The organism is Bacteroidales bacterium, assembly GCA_016709865.1.
Taxonomy (GTDB): Bacteria; Bacteroidota; Bacteroidia; order Bacteroidales; family VadinHA17; genus LD21.
In genome coordinates this window covers 1220384-1236910 of sequence record JADJLX010000005.1, presented here as the reverse complement: position 1 = coordinate 1236910, position 16527 = coordinate 1220384, and the positions used below count along the sequence as shown (strand labels likewise).

Here is a 16527-nt window from a genome sequence, read left to right as displayed (position 1 = left end):
TAAGATTTTGTTTAATATATTCGAAGACTTTAATAACATAAACTTTAGTCACTCTTAACTCTAAACTCAAAACTAATGACAATAGGCATCCTAAAGGAAACAGGAACTGAAAACAGGGTAGCTATTCTGCCTGCAGAGGTTGCTGTGTTGAAAAAGATGGGCATTGAAGTGATTGTTGAGCTTCGTGCAGGTGAAAAAGCTTTTTCTGCGGATAAGGATTTTAAGGCTTCAGGTGCAGCTATGGCAGAACGGAAAGAGGTTATTTCTAAAGCAGATATGCTATTATGTGTTAATCCTCCTTTGAATGATGATATTAATTCATTCAGGGAAGGACAGGTTTTATGCTCAGTGCTTAATCCGGTTGAAAACAGGGAGTGGCTAGAGAAAGCAAGACTCAAAGGATTAACCGTTCTCGCACTCGATCTTGTTCCAAGGACTACCAGGGCACAGTCGATGGATATATTATCATCGATGGCTACTGTATCGGGATACAAGGCAGTACTTGATGCAGCATCACTTCTTCCGCGATTCTTTCCGATGTTCATGTCTGCAGCCGGTACCATTAAACCTGCAAAAGTATTAATATTGGGGGCAGGAGTGGCTGGTTTACAGGCTATTGCTGTAGCAAGAAAGCTAGGTGCAGTAGTCGAGGTTTTTGATGTAAGGTCAGCCGTGAAGGAGGAAGTTAAAAGTCTGGGAGGTAAGTTTATTGAGGTTGAAGGAGCAAAGGAGGATGCAGCCGCAGGAGGATATGCTGTTGAACAGTCGGAAGAGTTTAAGAGAAAACAGCAGGAATTGATTCAGCAAAGAGCTATTGTCGCGGATGTAGTTATTGCAACAGCCCAGATCCCCGGCAGAAAAGCACCCATTCTTCTGCTTAAGGAGACTGTTGCTTCGATGAAACCAGGGTCAGTAATAGTAGACCTTGCAGCTTCAACAGGAGGTAATTGCGAACTCACCGAGAATGGCAAAAATATTGTAGTTCACGGGGTAAACATTATAGGTAAATCTGATTATCCATCAGATATGCCGACTGATGCCAGCAAAATGTTTGGATGCAATATCATAAACCTCCTGAAGATAATGGTAGATAAAGATGGGAAACTGGTCCTCAACATGCAGGATGACATTATAAACGGAACCACAGCAGTACACGGTAAGGAGTATATAAGTCAGAGAGTCAGACAAATGCTGGGTGTTTGATTGCGGATGTCGGATTGCGGATTGCGGATCGAAAACCTAATCCTACAAAATCCGAAATCAAAAATCCGAAATCCGAAATTCTTAAAGGGTAAGTGAATTTGAATTTTAAATAGTATATCATGGAAAACATTCTGAGTTTTTTCTTAGTCCACCGGGAGGCTATCTTCATAGTTATCCTTTCAATATTTCTTGGCATTGAGGTGATAAGTCATGTTCCCGCAATCCTTCATACACCGTTAATGTCGGGGGCCAATGCCATCCATGGTGTAGTTATCATAGGTGCTATTATTGTAATGGGTCATGCAGATACTACAGGATCGATGATTCTCGGGTTTCTGGCAGTTGTTCTTGGAACCCTGAACGTTGTCGGAGGATTTGTCGTAACCGACAGAATGCTTGAAATGTTTAAAAAGAAAAAATAGTCTTTCCTGTAAAATGATAAAGATCAATATAATGAACGATATATCTCAATTCTCATTTGGCATCTCAACTCTGGAGATTATTTATGTCATTGCGTCGGTTCTGTTTATACTCGGACTGAAAATGCTTAGCCATCCTCTTACTGCCCGTAAAGGAAACATTCTTGCTGCTGTTGGCATGGTACTTGCAATAATTGCTACGATACTTTTTCATCAGAAAGACGGGAAGCCGATTGGGAATATTGGTCTCATTATAGCTGCAATTGCTGTTGGGACTATTATAGGCTGGTTAGTTGCCAAACGTGTGAAAATGACCGCTATGCCACAACTTGTATCTCTGTTTAATGGTATGGGCGGTGCAGCAGCAGCCCTCATCTCGATGATGGAGTTTCCGAATATCAGTGCAGAACTTGTTGCCAGGACAGGCATGGCAAACGGTCATGTTCTTGCAATTCTTCTCGGACTTGTAATCGGTACTGTATCATGGGCCGGAAGTATGATAGCTTTCGGGAAACTGGATGGCTGGATCGGCGACATGCGGATAAAGGCGATGAAGTATGTGAACCTTACTATTCTTGCAGTTTTAATAGGTTTTGTTGTATATATAATGACGCGCGAGGTACAGACAGCTTCCGAACTCATGCCTCTGATTTATACAATGTTTGTAATTGCAGTAATTTACGGAGTCCTTTTTGTAATGCCTATTGGCGGTGCTGATATGCCTGTTGTTATTTCTTTGCTGAACTCATTTACCGGTGTTGCTGCTGCCATGGGCGGTTTCCTTTACAACAACCAGGCTATGCTTACCGGTGGAATACTTGTAGGATCTGCAGGTACAATTCTGACAATACTGATGTGCAAGGCTATGAACCGCTCGCTGCTTAATGTTATTGTCGGGGTGTTTGGCGGAGGGGGACAGGCAAATAACACTGAGGTCGGATCTGTTAAAGAGATCTCGCTTTCAGATGCTGCCGTGCTTCTTAGCTTTTCAAGAAAAGTTGTGATTGTCCCGGGGTATGGTCTTGCAGTAGCTCAGGCCCAGCATATCTGTCACGAACTCGATAAGCTTCTCGAAGAAAAGGGTGTGGAAGTGAAATATGCAATTCATCCGGTAGCCGGACGTATGCCCGGTCATATGAATGTCTTACTCGCTGAGGCAGATGTGCCTTATGAACAGCTCATTGAGAGTGATGAAATAAACCCAGATCTGCCTAATACCGATGTACTCGTTGTCATTGGTGCCAATGATGTTGTAAATCCTGCTGCAGAGGATGATCCTTCAAGTCCTATCTACGGAATGCCTATAATCAAAGCCCGTGATGCAAAAAATATAATTGTCATGAAGCGTGGTATGGGCAAAGGGTATGCAGCAATTGAAAACATGTTGTTCTTTAATGATAAAACAAGGATGCTGTTTGGTGATGCAAAAGGAACACTGCAAAACCTTGTTAATGAGGTGAAGAGCCTTTGATTCAGATAACAAAAAAATCCCGGCACGCGTGCCGGGACCAAAATTTTAAATGTATTTGAATTGATAAACTAAGCTAGTTTAACATTTACTGCATTTAATCCTTTTTTGCCTTCCTGAAGATCAAAAGTCACTTCATCATTGTCGTTGATGCTGTCTTTTAAACCTGAAGAATGTACAAAATACTCTTTTGAAGAATTTGCGTCTTTAATGAATCCGTATCCTTTCGACTCATTATAGAATTTAACTGTTCCGTTGCTCATAATATGATTTTAAATTAATGTGTGCAAGGTAAACATTAAAAACCTTATATTGTTCTTAAATCCAATAAATTAAATTTCGGTCATGCCCGATTCAGCACAGAAACTTGCCGCTTTGCGCAATTCAATGAAGGAGAATAACATTGATGCGTATATTATTCCTAATTCAGATCCTCATCTTGGCGAATATATTCCGGATTTCTGGTGTATGAACAGATGGTTAACCGGATTTACCGGATCAGCTTCAACCGTTGTTGTTACTCAATCATTTGCTGGATTGTGGACCGATTCGAGATATTTTGTTCAGGCCGAAAAGCAACTAACAGGATCGGGATTTGAACTGATGAAGATCATACCTGCTGAAAAGAAAGATTCTCTTGAATGGCTGGTTGATAATCTTGTTTCAGGAGAGAAGGCAGGTCTGAACGGACGCACATTTTCAATTGGCAGGCTGAGAAAACTGGAGGGATTAGCAAAAGAAAAGAACATAATAATAGAGACAGAATGTGATCTTATTTCAGATATTTGGACCGACCGTCCTGCAGTATCAGGTTCTCCCGCATTTGATCATCCTGTTTCATTATGCGGAAAAGAACGATCTGTAAAGATTGATGAGGTGCATGCTGAAATGAACCGATTAAAGCTGGATTATCATCTGTTAACATCTGCAGATGACATAATGTGGCTGCTGAATATCAGGGGCAATGATTTAAAATACAGTCCTTTATTATTGTCTTTTGCAATTATTGACAACACACAGATCCTATTGTTTGTCGACGAGAATAAAATACCTTTTAAACTGGCAAGAGAATTTGATTCGCTGGGGATTATTATTCTTCCTTATGAGGAGATAGCAGGCATGCTCTCAACATTAAATGCGGAATGTTCAATTCTGCTGACTCCTTCAACAACATCAGCTGAGCTTTTCAATGCAGTTCCCAGGGGGATGAAAGTCAGGGAAGACATAAGTATTCCTTCGAGGATGAAGGCTGTTAAGAATAAAGGGGAAATTGAAAGCATTGGCAGGGCAATGTTAAAAGATGGTGTAGCCCTGACCAGGTTTTTCTTCTGGATAGAACATAATCTCGACTCTGTACCAATGTCGGAACTTTCTCTTTCGGAGAAACTTACTCATTTCAGATCGGAACAGGAGAACTATCTGGGGGCGTCATTTTCATCAATAGTTGCATATAAGGAACATGGGGCATTGCCTCATTACTCTGCAACATCAGAGACTGATTCAGTTATTGGTTCTGATGGAATTCTCCTTGTTGATTCCGGGGGACAATATCTGGATGGTACAACAGATATTACCAGGACAATAGTATTTGGCAGGCCGACCGAAAGACAAAAAAGAGATTTTACACTTGTCCTGAAGGGTACAATAAGCCTGGCTATGGCAAAGTTTCCGGCTGGTACAAAAGGATCCCAGCTCGATATTCTTGCACGTAAGTCTTTATGGGAACAGGGCCTGAATTTTGGTCATGGAACCGGACATGGAGTCGGGTTCTGTCTCAATGTTCATGAAGGGCCGCAGAGCATTAGTCCGGCTGCAACCGATCAGAAAACAATTATTGAAGCAGGGATGCTTACATCAGATGAACCCGCCATATACAGGGAGGGTGAATATGGTATCCGTATCGAGAACCTGATACTTTGTAATGAAGATGAAGAGACTGAATTTGGTAAGTTCCTGCGATTTGAAACTGTTTCGTTATGTTATATCGATAAGAATCTGATAGACTTCTCTTTGCTCGATAAAAGAGAACTTGAATGGCTGAATTCTTATCATTCTGAAGTTTATGAAAAACTAAGCCCTTATCTTTCAAAAGAAGAAAAGGAATGGCTAAGGGAAAAGACAAGTCAGATTTGAAAACTTAGAATTTATTTTTAGTTTTTTTGTTACACAGAGTACCACTGAGAAGCCACAGAGAGCCACAGAGAAAACCAAATCATATTATTACAGTCTTCTCTGTGTAGCTCTGTGATACCTCTGTGTAACTCTGTGTCAGTTCCTATTTTGAAGAAGGTCTCATAACATCCTCCATCATAAAGATATCCATTACAGGAAACTCTGTTATTCTCAATCTTGTGCATCCGTATGGAACAAGGGTAATAACCTCCGGATCACCAACGGGTTTAACCGGACTTAACGGAGGAACATCAGCTGAATTGTTCTTTAAAGTCCACTCTGGAATTCTTATTCCTCTGGCGGTCAGAACAAGCGGAGCATCATCTTCAACCTGAATGTATTTTGCTGAATCAGCCGACCATACCATATCTCCTTTATCGGCAAACGGGTATTTACCCGGCTTGTTTTCAGTCAGTTTTAATCCTCTGTTAATGTTCTTATAATCAATCAATAATCCATAATTCCAGGCACTTTTCGGAGTGATTTCCCAATCCACACTTCCTTTGTATGAGAAATTGTCATAATTGATTTTTATACTCTTATATTCCTTCTCAATTCTCAAAGCAAAATAGAGCGGGCCACGGAGAAGCGACGCTGAATTATTATATCTCTTTTCAACACGCATTTCCATAGGTATTTCAATTACTATTCTGTCTCCGCTTTTCCATTTCTCTGATAGCCTGTAGTTTGAACTTCCCTTAGCAACAACAGTTTTACCTTTATAAGTAATTGTTAATGAATCAGCCCAACCGGGGACTCTGAATTCCAATGGAAACTTAACAGGTTTAGCCGTTTCGATTTTAAGGATTACTGATCCGCTGAACGGATAATCGGTCTCTTCGGTAATTGTTACCTCTGCACCTTTCCCGACGAGTGCTTTGACCACAGATGGTCCATATGCAACAAGAGCAAGCCCGTTGTCATTAGTTGCCATCCACATGCTTTCCACAAACTTTGGCCAGCCCTGGTGCATATTTGCCAGACAGCATGCAAAATTCGGCATCAGGCCATAAATGTTTGAGTAATCTCCGTTTGTGCTCCAGTCTCTTTTTACTCCTGATACGAGAACCTGATTCGATTGCTGGTCGTACTGATGCGCCCACATATCGGGGGTTGTTGTAGCTGGTAAAGCGTTGTAAGTGAGTAGCTCAAGTCTGTCAGCCAGCTTGTTGTCGCCAAATATGGCATAAAGTTCCTCGAGGGAAAACATATATTCAACTACTGAGCATAATTCAGTGCCCTGAGCCGGGCTCTTTCCTGAAAGATGTTCGTCTCCGGAGAATCTGCCGCCCGCCTGGCCATGGTTCAGATCATATTTTTTAATTCCTGAGTATACTGCATTTTTATATCTCTGGTCCATCGATTGCTGGTACCACAAGCCGGGATACTTTATCGCCATTGCATTGTTTACAACATGCGCAGTCAATCCTTCCGGTCCCCAGTTAAGAGGTATTTTCTTATCAGCCGATGCAGCTGAGTCCCACGGGAATTTTTCATAATATGTTGTCCAGTCTGAACTGTTCTTCTTAAAAGATTCAATAGTCTCAAGTATCCAGGGCTCGCCTGTCTGACGATAAAGCCAATAGCCAGTGACAGCGTTTTCCATTGCTCTCACACCTCTCCAGTCTTTATCGGGCCAGTCGGGGGGAGAACTATGAAGGTACCGAAAGTACTTTTCTAGGACATTCAGTGCATTTGTATCACCTGTTGCTTCATAATACTGCATGAGTACTTTATTGGCAACAGCCAGCGGCCATCTGTCTTTGTTTTTAGCCGGACCATACCAGCCGGTATCTCTGCTACTTGAGATTATGCTTTGGATCCACTTATTTGATTTTTCAATAAGTGCTTTATCTTCAAGCAGGTAGGCCAGGGGGACCATTCCGTCGAGGAAGTAAGGGCCTCTTTCCCAGGCTTCTCCTTCTCCTCCGCGCCAGGAAGAGTTGACAAGATCGGGCCAGAAATCATCGACATTTCCTGTTAGTCCTGATGCCTGAGCCTCAAGCTGAGATTTAAGCCAGCCAGCAGGTTTAACAACTCCGAGAGGAAGCTTTATGTAAGCATTCTGTTTTAACGGAGCCGGGTTCCCTTTGTAGTTGATGTTTTCTTTCTCTTTTGAACATCCTGAAAACAAGACTGTTGTAGCTAAAAGAATCAAAAATGCCAGTTTATTCATAGTACTATTTTTTTGTTACACAGAGTTACACAGATCCCGATAGCTATCGGGACTTCGCTAAGCTCAGTCTTACACAGAGTTACACGGAGCATTATTCTTTTTAACTCTGTGGCTCTCTGTGTTTTCTCAGTGTCTCTCTGTGTAAGTTCTTCATTTTTTATTTAATTCTTCAAAGACTTTTATTTCATCAAACCAGGCAACGCCTTGCCCCGGCATTTTAAGTATAAGGTTTGTTTTAAATGTAGCGAGGGTATCTGTTGGAATTGTAACAAATGTTACAAATCGTTTCCACGAACTATCAGGTACAAATCTGGCACGGCTGAATTCCCCGAGTAAAACTTCAACGTACTGTGGACCAGTATTTTCCTGTTTTGAGAATCTCTGCTCCGGATCAGATTTTGCCCATAATGAAATTGTATATGAAGCTCCGGCTTTAACCTGAAACGGGAAAAACCTGAGTGCCGCACTTTTTCCTTCCTGAGGAGTGACTAATCGCACCGAATGGTTGCCCTCAAAATGCTCTCTTGAGTCAGTAAAAAATGTTGCTCCCCTGTCGCCACCAGGACGGGCATAACAGGCAGAAGGGACACCCGGAGATGAAAGATCTTCAAATCCCGGATCCAATAACAGGTTTTTCTTTTCTGAAACAAATGTTTGTTTTTCTGGTTTCAGATCAATAAGGTACACCTGCGATCCGAATGAAGCCAGTTCATCAGTAATCACTCCACCGATAACCGGAACGAATCTGTTCTCAAACAATACCCTTGCCCTGGTGTTGGATAATCCTTTTATTCTCAGGGACGCATTTATAGGTTCACTTTTCCTGTTTACTGCCATTACAACTAGCTGTCCATCATGTGTTTTAGAAGAGACTAATACATTTTGAGAGTAGCTTTCTGCCGGCATAGTCTCCTCATCTGAAAGCAGCCATGGAGTCAGCTCTGCAACTTCCACTGCTATCCTGCCGCATTCACCCCATACTGCTGCTGATTTTGGAAAATAATTAAGTCCCTGGCGGACAAAATACTGTATTCCGCCTGCTCCGTTAATTATAGCCTGCCAGGTCATCGATCTTATCTCCTGTATAGTTGGTTCGCGTTTCCAGATCTCACCCCCGCCGAAGGCCTGAGGAACGATCCATAGAGGTTTTTTGCCACTGACAAGTTCTTTCAATTGCCCTGTAATATCACCAACGAAAGATGCCTGTAGTTCAGGCAGAGGGTAGGGGTCTGCCATTAAGATATCAAGGCCTTTTGTGTATCTCCGGGCCTGCATGAACGGAGCTGTAATCACTACTGAAACCGGATGCCATGGATCGGCTTTTTTGACTGTATTGTAAATTTCTTCAATTGTCTCAGGAGGTATTCTATTGCCATTTGGTTCATCAGAAATATACCAGGCGAGTAATGCAGGATGATCCCGGAACAATTCAATTTCTTTTAACAGTCTGGCTCTTTTCTCCTCTTCGGAGATGCTGTCAATTTTAGATCCGACTCCGCCACCTCCTGATACAGAGAGCAGGTTATAATGAACCTTCATTCCAATCTGTGCACAGCGGTCCATATATGCTTTTCTCTCAGATAGCGTTTCAGGCAGTATCTTCTGGTAAGGGGAAATTACATTAAAACCTTTAACAATTTCTTCTTCAGGAAGAGTCGGGCTGACAGGTGAATAAGTATAAAATCCGAATGGAAAGAATTGCCTTCTGTTCACAATAAGTCCGCCTGTCAGCCTGTCGGTTTTTACCTCATTCGATTTATATGGAAGAACTTTTAATTCCGTTCTAGCCACATATAAAAACCCTGGTTTCCATGCAACTGATATCTTAGCAAATATCTGATAAACAGAAGGAGCAAAGGTGATTGGGAAAGGTAGTCTGAGGATGGTCCCGGATGCTTTTCCTTTCCAGGAAATCAGAGTGGTACCGCCGGAGTTAATTTCTACAGCTAGATTACTTTGAGCCAGAGTAGCAGGAATCTGAACCAGAAACTCCCCGTTTTTTTCAAATGAGTAGAAACTTAGCCTGCTATCAATACCAAATGATGATGTATCGGTCGGTTGACCGGCAACTTTCATGTTAACTAAAAGGAATGAGATAAGTATAAGGAAGTGCTTGTAATTCAGATACATGTTATTAATCCTTTTTTACTGCTACTGCAATCTTTGAATCGGCTGTTCCATAATAAAGCATCCACTTTTCTTTATAATAGACAAGTCCTTCCACAAAACAGACCTCATTTACTTCTCCGGTTTTCTCGTAAGGTTTGTCAGGATGGATAAAATGACTCTCCATTCTGTCCTTGAGCTTGTATGGATTTTCTTTGTCAAACAGTGCCTGACCGGCTGCATAAGTGAATTCAGGTAAGGAAGGATCGTTAAAGTTCGCTGCATTACTTCCGTTGTAGATCAGAAGAATTCCATTCTCTGTTAATAAAGCAAATGGTCCGGGTTCAACCAGCCGGCTGTCGAAATAACCCATGCGGGGATGTAATACTGAAATCATCTTTTTGCTTTCTGCATTTTCAGCTACTTCCCAATGGATGAGATCATCAGATGTAGCTATGAACAGATCAGTATCACCAAAATACATCCAGTATTTTCCCTTTATTTTCGCTGCGATAATTTTGTTTCCTTTAAGTTCCCCAACAATTGCACCAGACTTTGACCAGGTATCCCTGTATTTTCCGTACCCTAAAACCAAACCATGTTTTGTCCAGTTTTTAAGGTCTGTTGAGCTTGCCAGACAGAGCCTTGCAGTTTTTCCATCATAGGAGGTATATGTCATGATATAGGTGCCGTCAGGACTCTCAATTACCCGTGGATCCTCAACACCGCCTTTCCATTCATACTGGTACATGCTGTCAGAAGCAGGGTAAAAAACAGGTTCAGCCTGTTTGGTAAAATGCAAACCATCGTCGCTTATGGCTAATCCGATCCTTGATGTCATCTCATTATCCTGTGCCCGGTAAATGAGGTAAACCTTGTCATCTTTCACAATGGCTGAAGGATTAAGAACATTTCTCTCTTCCCATTTTACCTCTTTTTTACTGACAGGACAATTAAAGAGCTGCAAAGACGAGGGATTGAGAATTGGATTAATCGTGTCAGCTTTTTCAAAGCCGGTCATGGCCCAATTTTCAGGATCAGTCAGCGCAGGCTTATCTGCTGAAGTGGAGTTTTTACAACCAGATAAGACCAATGATATAAGTAATATATATTTGAATTTCATGAGAAAAAATTTTACCACAAACCTGTCTGCCGGCAGGCAGAGCACTCAAAGATACATATTTCATTCAGGACCTGTACCTGAGAACTATGTTACAAACGACAGAATTTTTAAGGTAATCAATTATCCGGACATGCATTGGTAAAAAAGGCCGGGTATATATTAGGTTATGGAGAATAAGAATTGATCTTTATTTATAACTGGAATATTAAAAGTCTGTTATTTTTTAGCGAAGATAGAATTCCTATCTTTACACTTTAGGAATTTTAAAATAAAATTTTATAAATGCAAAATGCCATAATAATTACCATTTGTTCATTATTGCTGCTTGCATATTTCTTTGATTTGAGTTCGGCTTTTACAAAGATTCCATCGGTAATCCTACTGTTAATATTAGGTATGCTGGTAAAAGCAGGAACAAGCTATTTGCCGTTAAGAATGCCCGACCTAAATCCTGTATTGCCAATTCTGGGCACTATCGGATTAATACTTATAGTACTTGAAGGGTCTCTGGAACTGGAGTTGAACAGGTCTAAAGCTGGTGTTATCAGAAAAACATTTTTAGTAGCTCTCATCCCCATACTGGTGATGTCTTCAGTTTTGGCTTTTATATTTCATACTTATTATGCAGTTCCTTTCAGAACAGGTCTGGTCAATTCTTTGCCATTTTGTGTCATAAGCAGTGCAATTGCAATACCAAGCGTAAGGAACCTGCTATTGCACGACAGAGAATTTGTAATTTATGAGAGCAGTTTTTCAGATATCCTCGGAGTCCTGATATTCAATTTTATTGTTCTAAATGAAATCTTTGACTTTAAAACATTTGGATTTTTCATCTTTCAGATAGCGATAATTGTTCTTATTTCGTTTGTATCAGTTCTCGTTCTCGCTTTTTTGTTAAGCAGGATAAGGAATCATATCACATATACCCCGATAATACTTTCAACTATTCTCATCTATTCAATCACTAAGTATTTTCACTTACCAGGACTTGTATTTATTATGGTATTTGGATTGTTTCTTGGTAATTTTGAGTCCTTTAAGCGATACCCCTGGATAGATAAATTAAGACCGGAGAAACTCGATAAGGAGGTTATCAAGTTTAAAGAGATAACCATCGAGGCAACATTTCTCGTGAGGTCACTATTCTTCATTCTCTTTGGATTTCTTATAGAGCCCCGGGAAATTATCGATACCAATACCCTACCATGGGCTGCAGGTATAGTCGCTTTAATTCTCTTAATACGATATGTTACAATTAAAGTTACTGGACTGCCGGTATATCCACTCCAGTTTATTGCTCCAAGAGGTTTAATCACTATCCTGCTGTTTATTTCAATTCTACCTGAACTCTCCATTCCGGGAGTAAATAATTCCCTTGTTATTCAGACGGTATTAATATCAGTATTTGTGATGATGGCAGGTCTTTTTAAAACCTCTGGTAATCCTATTGAATCAATCTCAAAGCAGAAGCAAGTTTAGTTACTCTTAGTCTCCTGATAGGTGGAACACAAACATTCCTTTTATGGTTGATTATAAGCATTCACAAAAACTATTACCAGACAGTTTTTCGATTATTAAATTTAAATACCTTTATTGAAACAATTCATCTGATTGATTATGAAAAAGTATTTACTATTCCCTGTCTTTCTCTTTCTCATGGTTTCATGCAAACAGAAAGAAAGTAAGCAAATCGTACTGCCTTCAGAAGATACTATTGGTATTCAGGCAGTTAATAAAGGGAACGTTGAATTCACCAGCTATTTCCTTGATAAGACTATGCGTCTCGATTATTTTCATTCAGGTACAGCTACAGAGGAGCATTTTGCAACCGACAGAATAGTCTCGGATGGTATCTGGAGCGGGAGCAAAAAGGTACTGATAGATGACCTGAAGCTCGGACTTTATTTCCTGGAAGTCCTTGATAAAGAGTCAAATATTCTTCTTTACTCACATGGATTTGCAAGTGTATTCGGAGAGTGGCAGACCATCCCGGAAGCCTCAGAAAAATGGGGCACATTTCATGAATCGGCCAGATTTCCATGGCCGGTAAAACCGGTTACTGTTCTGATGAAGAAGAGGGATGCTTCAAATAATTTCGTGACAATTTGGAGTACCGATATTAATCCAAATCCCGCCTTAAGAGAGGTAAATCCTTCTGATCTTGTTAATACAAGGAAAGTTGATGTTATCCTGGAAAGTGGTAAGGCTGAGAATAAAGTTGACATTGTAATCCTTGGTGACGGCTATTCGAAAGAAGAGATGGAAAAATTCAGGAAGGATGCTGCAAGACTTTCCGGCTATCTGTTGAATGCAGAGCCATTTAAATCAAGAAAAAGTGATTTCAATGTAAGGGCAATAGAGACCCCTGCTGAAGCAAGCGGAGTAAATAAACCACATCACGGGGTGTTTAAGAGGACACCTCTGACTGTTCATTACAGCAGTTTCGATTCAGAAAGGTATGCTCTTTCGTATGATAACAGGACAATACGGGATGTTGCTTCAGCAGTTCCCTATGATCTGATGGTTATAATGGTGAATGAGAGAACTTATGGCGGCGGAGGGATCTACAATCTTTACACAACTGTCTCAGCTGATAATAAGTTTGCGGAGTATATTATGATACATGAGATGGGACATCATATGGCAGGACTGGCCGATGAATATTACACTTCATCAGTCTCCTATGAAATTCCTGAAGTTAAGGTTGAACCATGGGAAACAAACATCACTGCACTGTTTGATAAAAATAATTTAAAATGGAAAGACCTTATTGAGGCAGGTACTCCTCTGCCTACACCCTGGAATAAGGAGGAATTTGATAAAGCCGGTTATGCTATTCAGAAGGAGCGGGATAGCCTCAGGGCTGCCATGGTACCTGAGAGTGTTATGGAGGACCTTTTTACCCGTCAGATGAACCAGGAGAATGAATATTTTGCCAAAGAGCAGTACAGAGATAAGGTTGGCGCGTTTGAAGGAGCTGGTTACCTCGCAAAAGGTTTGTATCGTCCTCAGGTTGATTGTATAATGTACACCCGGCATCTTGTATTCTGCAGAGTGTGCAGCAGGTCGATTGAGAATGTGATAGATCAGTATGTGAAGTAAAGGCGCAACGGCGTAACGGCGCAAGGGCTCAACGGATGAAGGGGAGAAGAGTAAGGTAGAGTGGAATGGATTGATTATGAATGGAGAGATACATATAGACGAGAAATTTGAAAAAGTTGATTATTCCGGCAGGGATTTATCAGGGGAGGAATTTGACGGCTGTATTTTTGTGGGCTGTAATTTCAAAGGAAGTGATCTGACAGAGTAGTAATTTTACTGATTGCAGATTCGAAAGTTGTGATTTCAGTAATGTTATTTTTAATAATGCCGGACTGAGAGATGTGACTTTCACAGGGTGTAAACTGTTGGGTACAGGATTTAATGCCTGCAAAGACTTTTTCCTTTCATTCAGTTTTGAAAAATGCGTACTTGATTACTCAAATTTTCAGAAGAAGAAGATTAAGAATACCAGATTTGAAGAGTGTTCGGTGAGGGAAGCAGACTTCTCGGAAGCTGATCTGACTTCATCCTCATTTAATAATTGTGACCTGACAAGAACTCTTTTTCACCAATCAATTCTGGAAAAGGCAGATTTCAGGACTGCAATTAATTATTCGTTTGACCCCGAGGAAAACAGAATTAAAAATGCAAAGTTCTCTTCAGTTGGAATTGCAGGATTATTAGGTAAATATCAGATAATAATTGAATAAATGGAATCAAAAAAGAGTTTTGCAGATGATACAATTCTGCAGCTTACAGCTGAACAATTAGACGAAATCTCAGCTTCAAAGAAGGAAATTGAAGACGGATTATTTGTTGATCACAAAACCCTTAAAAAGGAAGTTAAGACATGGCTAAAAGAAAGGTAATCTGGTCAAATATTGCAGTTAAGAGACTCTTTACCATGTTCGAATCAGACATCAGAAGAGGTAAAAAAAAGGAGGATTCTGTCATGACTTTTAAAACGATTTCCAAGAATCTGAAGGAGATAAGAAAGAATCCAGCGGCAGGGATAAGAACATCTGAAGAGTCAGTTTTTGTCATGAACGCAGGTCCTCTCATTCTTCTGTACAGCGTCTTAGATAAAGAAATAGTTATACATACTCTTTTGAAAGTCTGATTAAAGTTTTCGTGGAAACAGAACCTACTTGAATACTATCCTGACTCTCACTTCATCATCAACAGCTTTGCCATTCTCCTCAGCAGGCTTCCATTGAGGTCCTGATTTAATGAGTCTTATTGCTTCGTCAGAAAAGGCTTTTCCCGGACTTCTGATTATTTTAATACTGTCAAGCCTTCCATCAGAAAGTACTGTGAAATTAATAACAACAACTACTCTCTGGCCTTCAGTTATTGAATCGGGTCTGTGTATGTTCTCTTCTATATATTTATCAAAGGCAGCTTTCCCTGTGACAGGTTGAGGTGCAGCATAACCGGTCTCTGTGTCTTTCTTGCTGTTTGCTCCATAACCAACAACTACTACTTCTTCCAATTCAGCTAATGATGTATCGAACCTCACCTGCCTCTCTGAAATAGCGGTAGATCTTGTCTTTACTATTGCAGCAGGAGCTGCCATTTTTTCTTCAGCAAGGTAGATCTCAGCGGGTTTAACTACTATATCAGCAATAGAATCAATAACCTCTTTTTTCTCCGCAATTAAATCTCTTGTTATAATGTCTTCCTGTTTTTTCTCTGCAGCGGCTCCACCAGTAGCAGCAATTGCTTCATTCTTCCGTTCGATAGTTATAGCCGGTCCGGTTTTAATTTTTTCGGCTATATTTTGTATAACAGGTTCTTCTTTCGATATTTCAAAAGGTTCGGATGCCTTCTCATATTTTGCAAGCTGTACATCAGCTTTGTTTCTCTGAACCAAAATAAATATTGTTGAAATTACCATAAGCACTGCAACAGAAGCAGCTATCCGATAAATGACAAATCCTTTTACTCGGGTTTTTGCTTTGGGAATACGGTTCTCAATTTTCTTAAGATCAATCAAAATATCATCAGGCGATAATGATTCAAATCCTTCAGATGCCTCATTGGCAAATGGATCTTTCTGAAGCTCCCTTTCAAATGAGTTTCTCTCTTCCCCGGTCATTTCCCCTTTCCTGTAACGGAGAAAATCTGAAAGACCCTTACCGGTATTTTTATTCTTGTCTGACATGTTTTTCTTCAAGACAGATTTTAAGATTTCTTTTTGCATTCTGAAGGTGACTCTTCACCTTCTTCTCATCAATATTGAGATCAGCTGAGATCTCCTGGTAGCACCTGTTTTCATAGTAAAATAGCTTAATACACTCTTTCTGTTCCTCTTTCAATCGTTCAATGCAATCAGCAAGTGCTTTCTCCAGATCCTGTTCTTCGTTATCAATAGGATGCACGGAATTGCTGTATTCCATAAAAACTGTTGTATCATTTAGCCATTCATTATGTTTTTCATCTTTAGATTTCTTTGACCTCAGCTGCATGAGGCAATAGTTTCTGGTTACAATATGAAGCCAGCCGCTGAAGTTTTCAATTTTTTGTTTCGGGATATCTGTAATTAATTTTTCAAAGATCTGCATCACAGCATCCATCGATTCTTCCCTGTCTTTCAGATATTTCAGACATACTCCATATACCAGATGCATATATCGGGTATAGAGCTCACCAAGAACCTCGGGATTACCTGTTGATGTAAATTCAGTAAGTAGAACCTCATCAGGTTTTGGCTGCTTTATATTTCCTGTTTTAAATATTGCCATCAGATCTTAAATCGACTGAATTTGAGGATTCTTTTAAACACAGAGCTACACGGAGGTATCACAGAGTTATACTG

General features: G+C 40.4%; 15 protein-coding genes and 1 pseudogene. 10 read left to right on the top strand and 6 right to left on the bottom strand.

The window, feature by feature from the left end; all coding sequences use genetic code 11:
- Positions 1-75: 75 nt before the first annotated feature.
- The 3 genes from IPJ16_13715 to IPJ16_13705 all read left to right on the top strand — a co-directional run bounded on the left by IPJ16_13715 (position 76) and on the right by IPJ16_13705 (position 3093).
- Positions 76-1203, top strand: coding sequence for a Re/Si-specific NAD(P)(+) transhydrogenase subunit alpha (locus IPJ16_13715; protein MBK7628229.1), 1128 nt, complete (start codon positions 76-78; stop codon positions 1201-1203).
- A 119-nt stretch (positions 1204-1322) separates the two neighbouring features.
- On the top strand, positions 1323-1625 hold the full coding sequence (locus IPJ16_13710; protein MBK7628228.1) for an NAD(P) transhydrogenase subunit alpha: 303 nt from the start codon (positions 1323-1325) through the stop codon (positions 1623-1625).
- A gap of 31 nt (positions 1626-1656) precedes the next feature.
- Positions 1657-3093 carry an NAD(P)(+) transhydrogenase (Re/Si-specific) subunit beta gene (locus IPJ16_13705; protein ID MBK7628227.1) on the top strand — a complete coding sequence of 479 codons (1437 nt, stop codon included), beginning with the start codon at positions 1657-1659 and terminating at the stop codon, positions 3091-3093.
- Positions 3094-3161: 68 nt separating this feature from the next.
- On the opposite strand, the gene IPJ16_13700 is transcribed toward IPJ16_13705, so the two are convergent.
- Entirely contained in the window at positions 3162-3353 is a 192-nt protein-coding gene (locus tag IPJ16_13700) for a cold shock domain-containing protein (GenBank protein ID MBK7628226.1), read from the bottom strand.
- 82 nt (positions 3354-3435) lie between these two features.
- Between IPJ16_13700 and IPJ16_13695 the strand changes: the two genes are divergently transcribed.
- A complete protein-coding gene (locus IPJ16_13695) occupies positions 3436-5223 on the top strand; it encodes an aminopeptidase P family protein (GenBank protein ID MBK7628225.1) in 1788 nt (595 codons plus the stop codon).
- 142 nt (positions 5224-5365) lie between these two features.
- On the opposite strand, the gene IPJ16_13690 is transcribed toward IPJ16_13695, so the two are convergent.
- The 3 genes from IPJ16_13690 to IPJ16_13680 all read right to left on the bottom strand — a co-directional run bounded on the left by IPJ16_13690 (position 5366) and on the right by IPJ16_13680 (position 10667).
- A complete protein-coding gene (locus tag IPJ16_13690; protein ID MBK7628224.1) occupies positions 5366-7438 on the bottom strand; it encodes a glycoside hydrolase family 127 protein in 2073 nt (690 codons plus the stop codon).
- Positions 7439-7588: 150 nt separating this feature from the next.
- Positions 7589-9568: a hypothetical protein gene (locus tag IPJ16_13685; GenBank protein ID MBK7628223.1), complete on the bottom strand. Its 1980-nt coding sequence runs from the start codon at positions 9566-9568 to the stop codon at positions 7589-7591.
- A gap of 4 nt (positions 9569-9572) precedes the next feature.
- A complete protein-coding gene (locus tag IPJ16_13680; GenBank protein MBK7628222.1) occupies positions 9573-10667 on the bottom strand; it encodes a glycosidase in 1095 nt (364 codons plus the stop codon).
- On the opposite strand from IPJ16_13680, the gene IPJ16_13675 reads away from it, so the two are divergent.
- The 6 genes and pseudogenes from IPJ16_13675 (at position 10666) to IPJ16_13650 (ending at position 14829) form a co-directional block, all read left to right on the top strand.
- Entirely contained in the window at positions 10666-10809 is a 144-nt protein-coding gene (locus tag IPJ16_13675) for a hypothetical protein (protein MBK7628221.1), read from the top strand. The genes IPJ16_13680 and IPJ16_13675 overlap by 2 nt on opposite strands.
- A 140-nt stretch (positions 10810-10949) precedes the next feature.
- Positions 10950-12146, top strand: a complete 1197-nt coding sequence (locus IPJ16_13670; GenBank protein ID MBK7628220.1) for a sodium:proton antiporter — start codon at positions 10950-10952, stop codon at positions 12144-12146.
- 177 nt (positions 12147-12323) lie between these two features.
- Positions 12324-13769: a peptidase M64 gene (locus IPJ16_13665; GenBank protein ID MBK7628219.1), complete on the top strand. Its 1446-nt coding sequence runs from the start codon at positions 12324-12326 to the stop codon at positions 13767-13769.
- A 76-nt stretch (positions 13770-13845) separates the two neighbouring features.
- A pseudogene (locus IPJ16_13660) lies at positions 13846-14419 on the top strand (pentapeptide repeat-containing protein).
- Complete coding sequence (locus tag IPJ16_13655; GenBank protein ID MBK7628218.1) at positions 14420-14578, top strand: hypothetical protein; 159 nt, start codon at positions 14420-14422, stop codon at positions 14576-14578.
- Complete coding sequence (locus IPJ16_13650; GenBank protein MBK7628217.1) at positions 14560-14829, top strand: hypothetical protein; 270 nt, start codon at positions 14560-14562, stop codon at positions 14827-14829. The genes IPJ16_13655 and IPJ16_13650 overlap by 19 nt, the downstream gene beginning before the upstream one ends.
- 24 nt (positions 14830-14853) lie before the next feature.
- Here the strand turns inward: IPJ16_13650 and IPJ16_13645 are convergent, their stop codons facing one another.
- Together IPJ16_13645 and IPJ16_13640 are read right to left on the bottom strand one after the other, a co-directional pair.
- Positions 14854-15873, bottom strand: a complete 1020-nt coding sequence (locus IPJ16_13645; GenBank protein ID MBK7628216.1) for a TonB family protein — start codon at positions 15871-15873, stop codon at positions 14854-14856.
- Positions 15857-16453, bottom strand: a complete 597-nt coding sequence (locus tag IPJ16_13640; GenBank protein MBK7628215.1) for a sigma-70 family RNA polymerase sigma factor — start codon at positions 16451-16453, stop codon at positions 15857-15859. Before IPJ16_13640 ends, IPJ16_13645 begins: the two co-directional genes overlap by 17 nt.
- Positions 16454-16527: the final 74 nt, after the last annotated feature.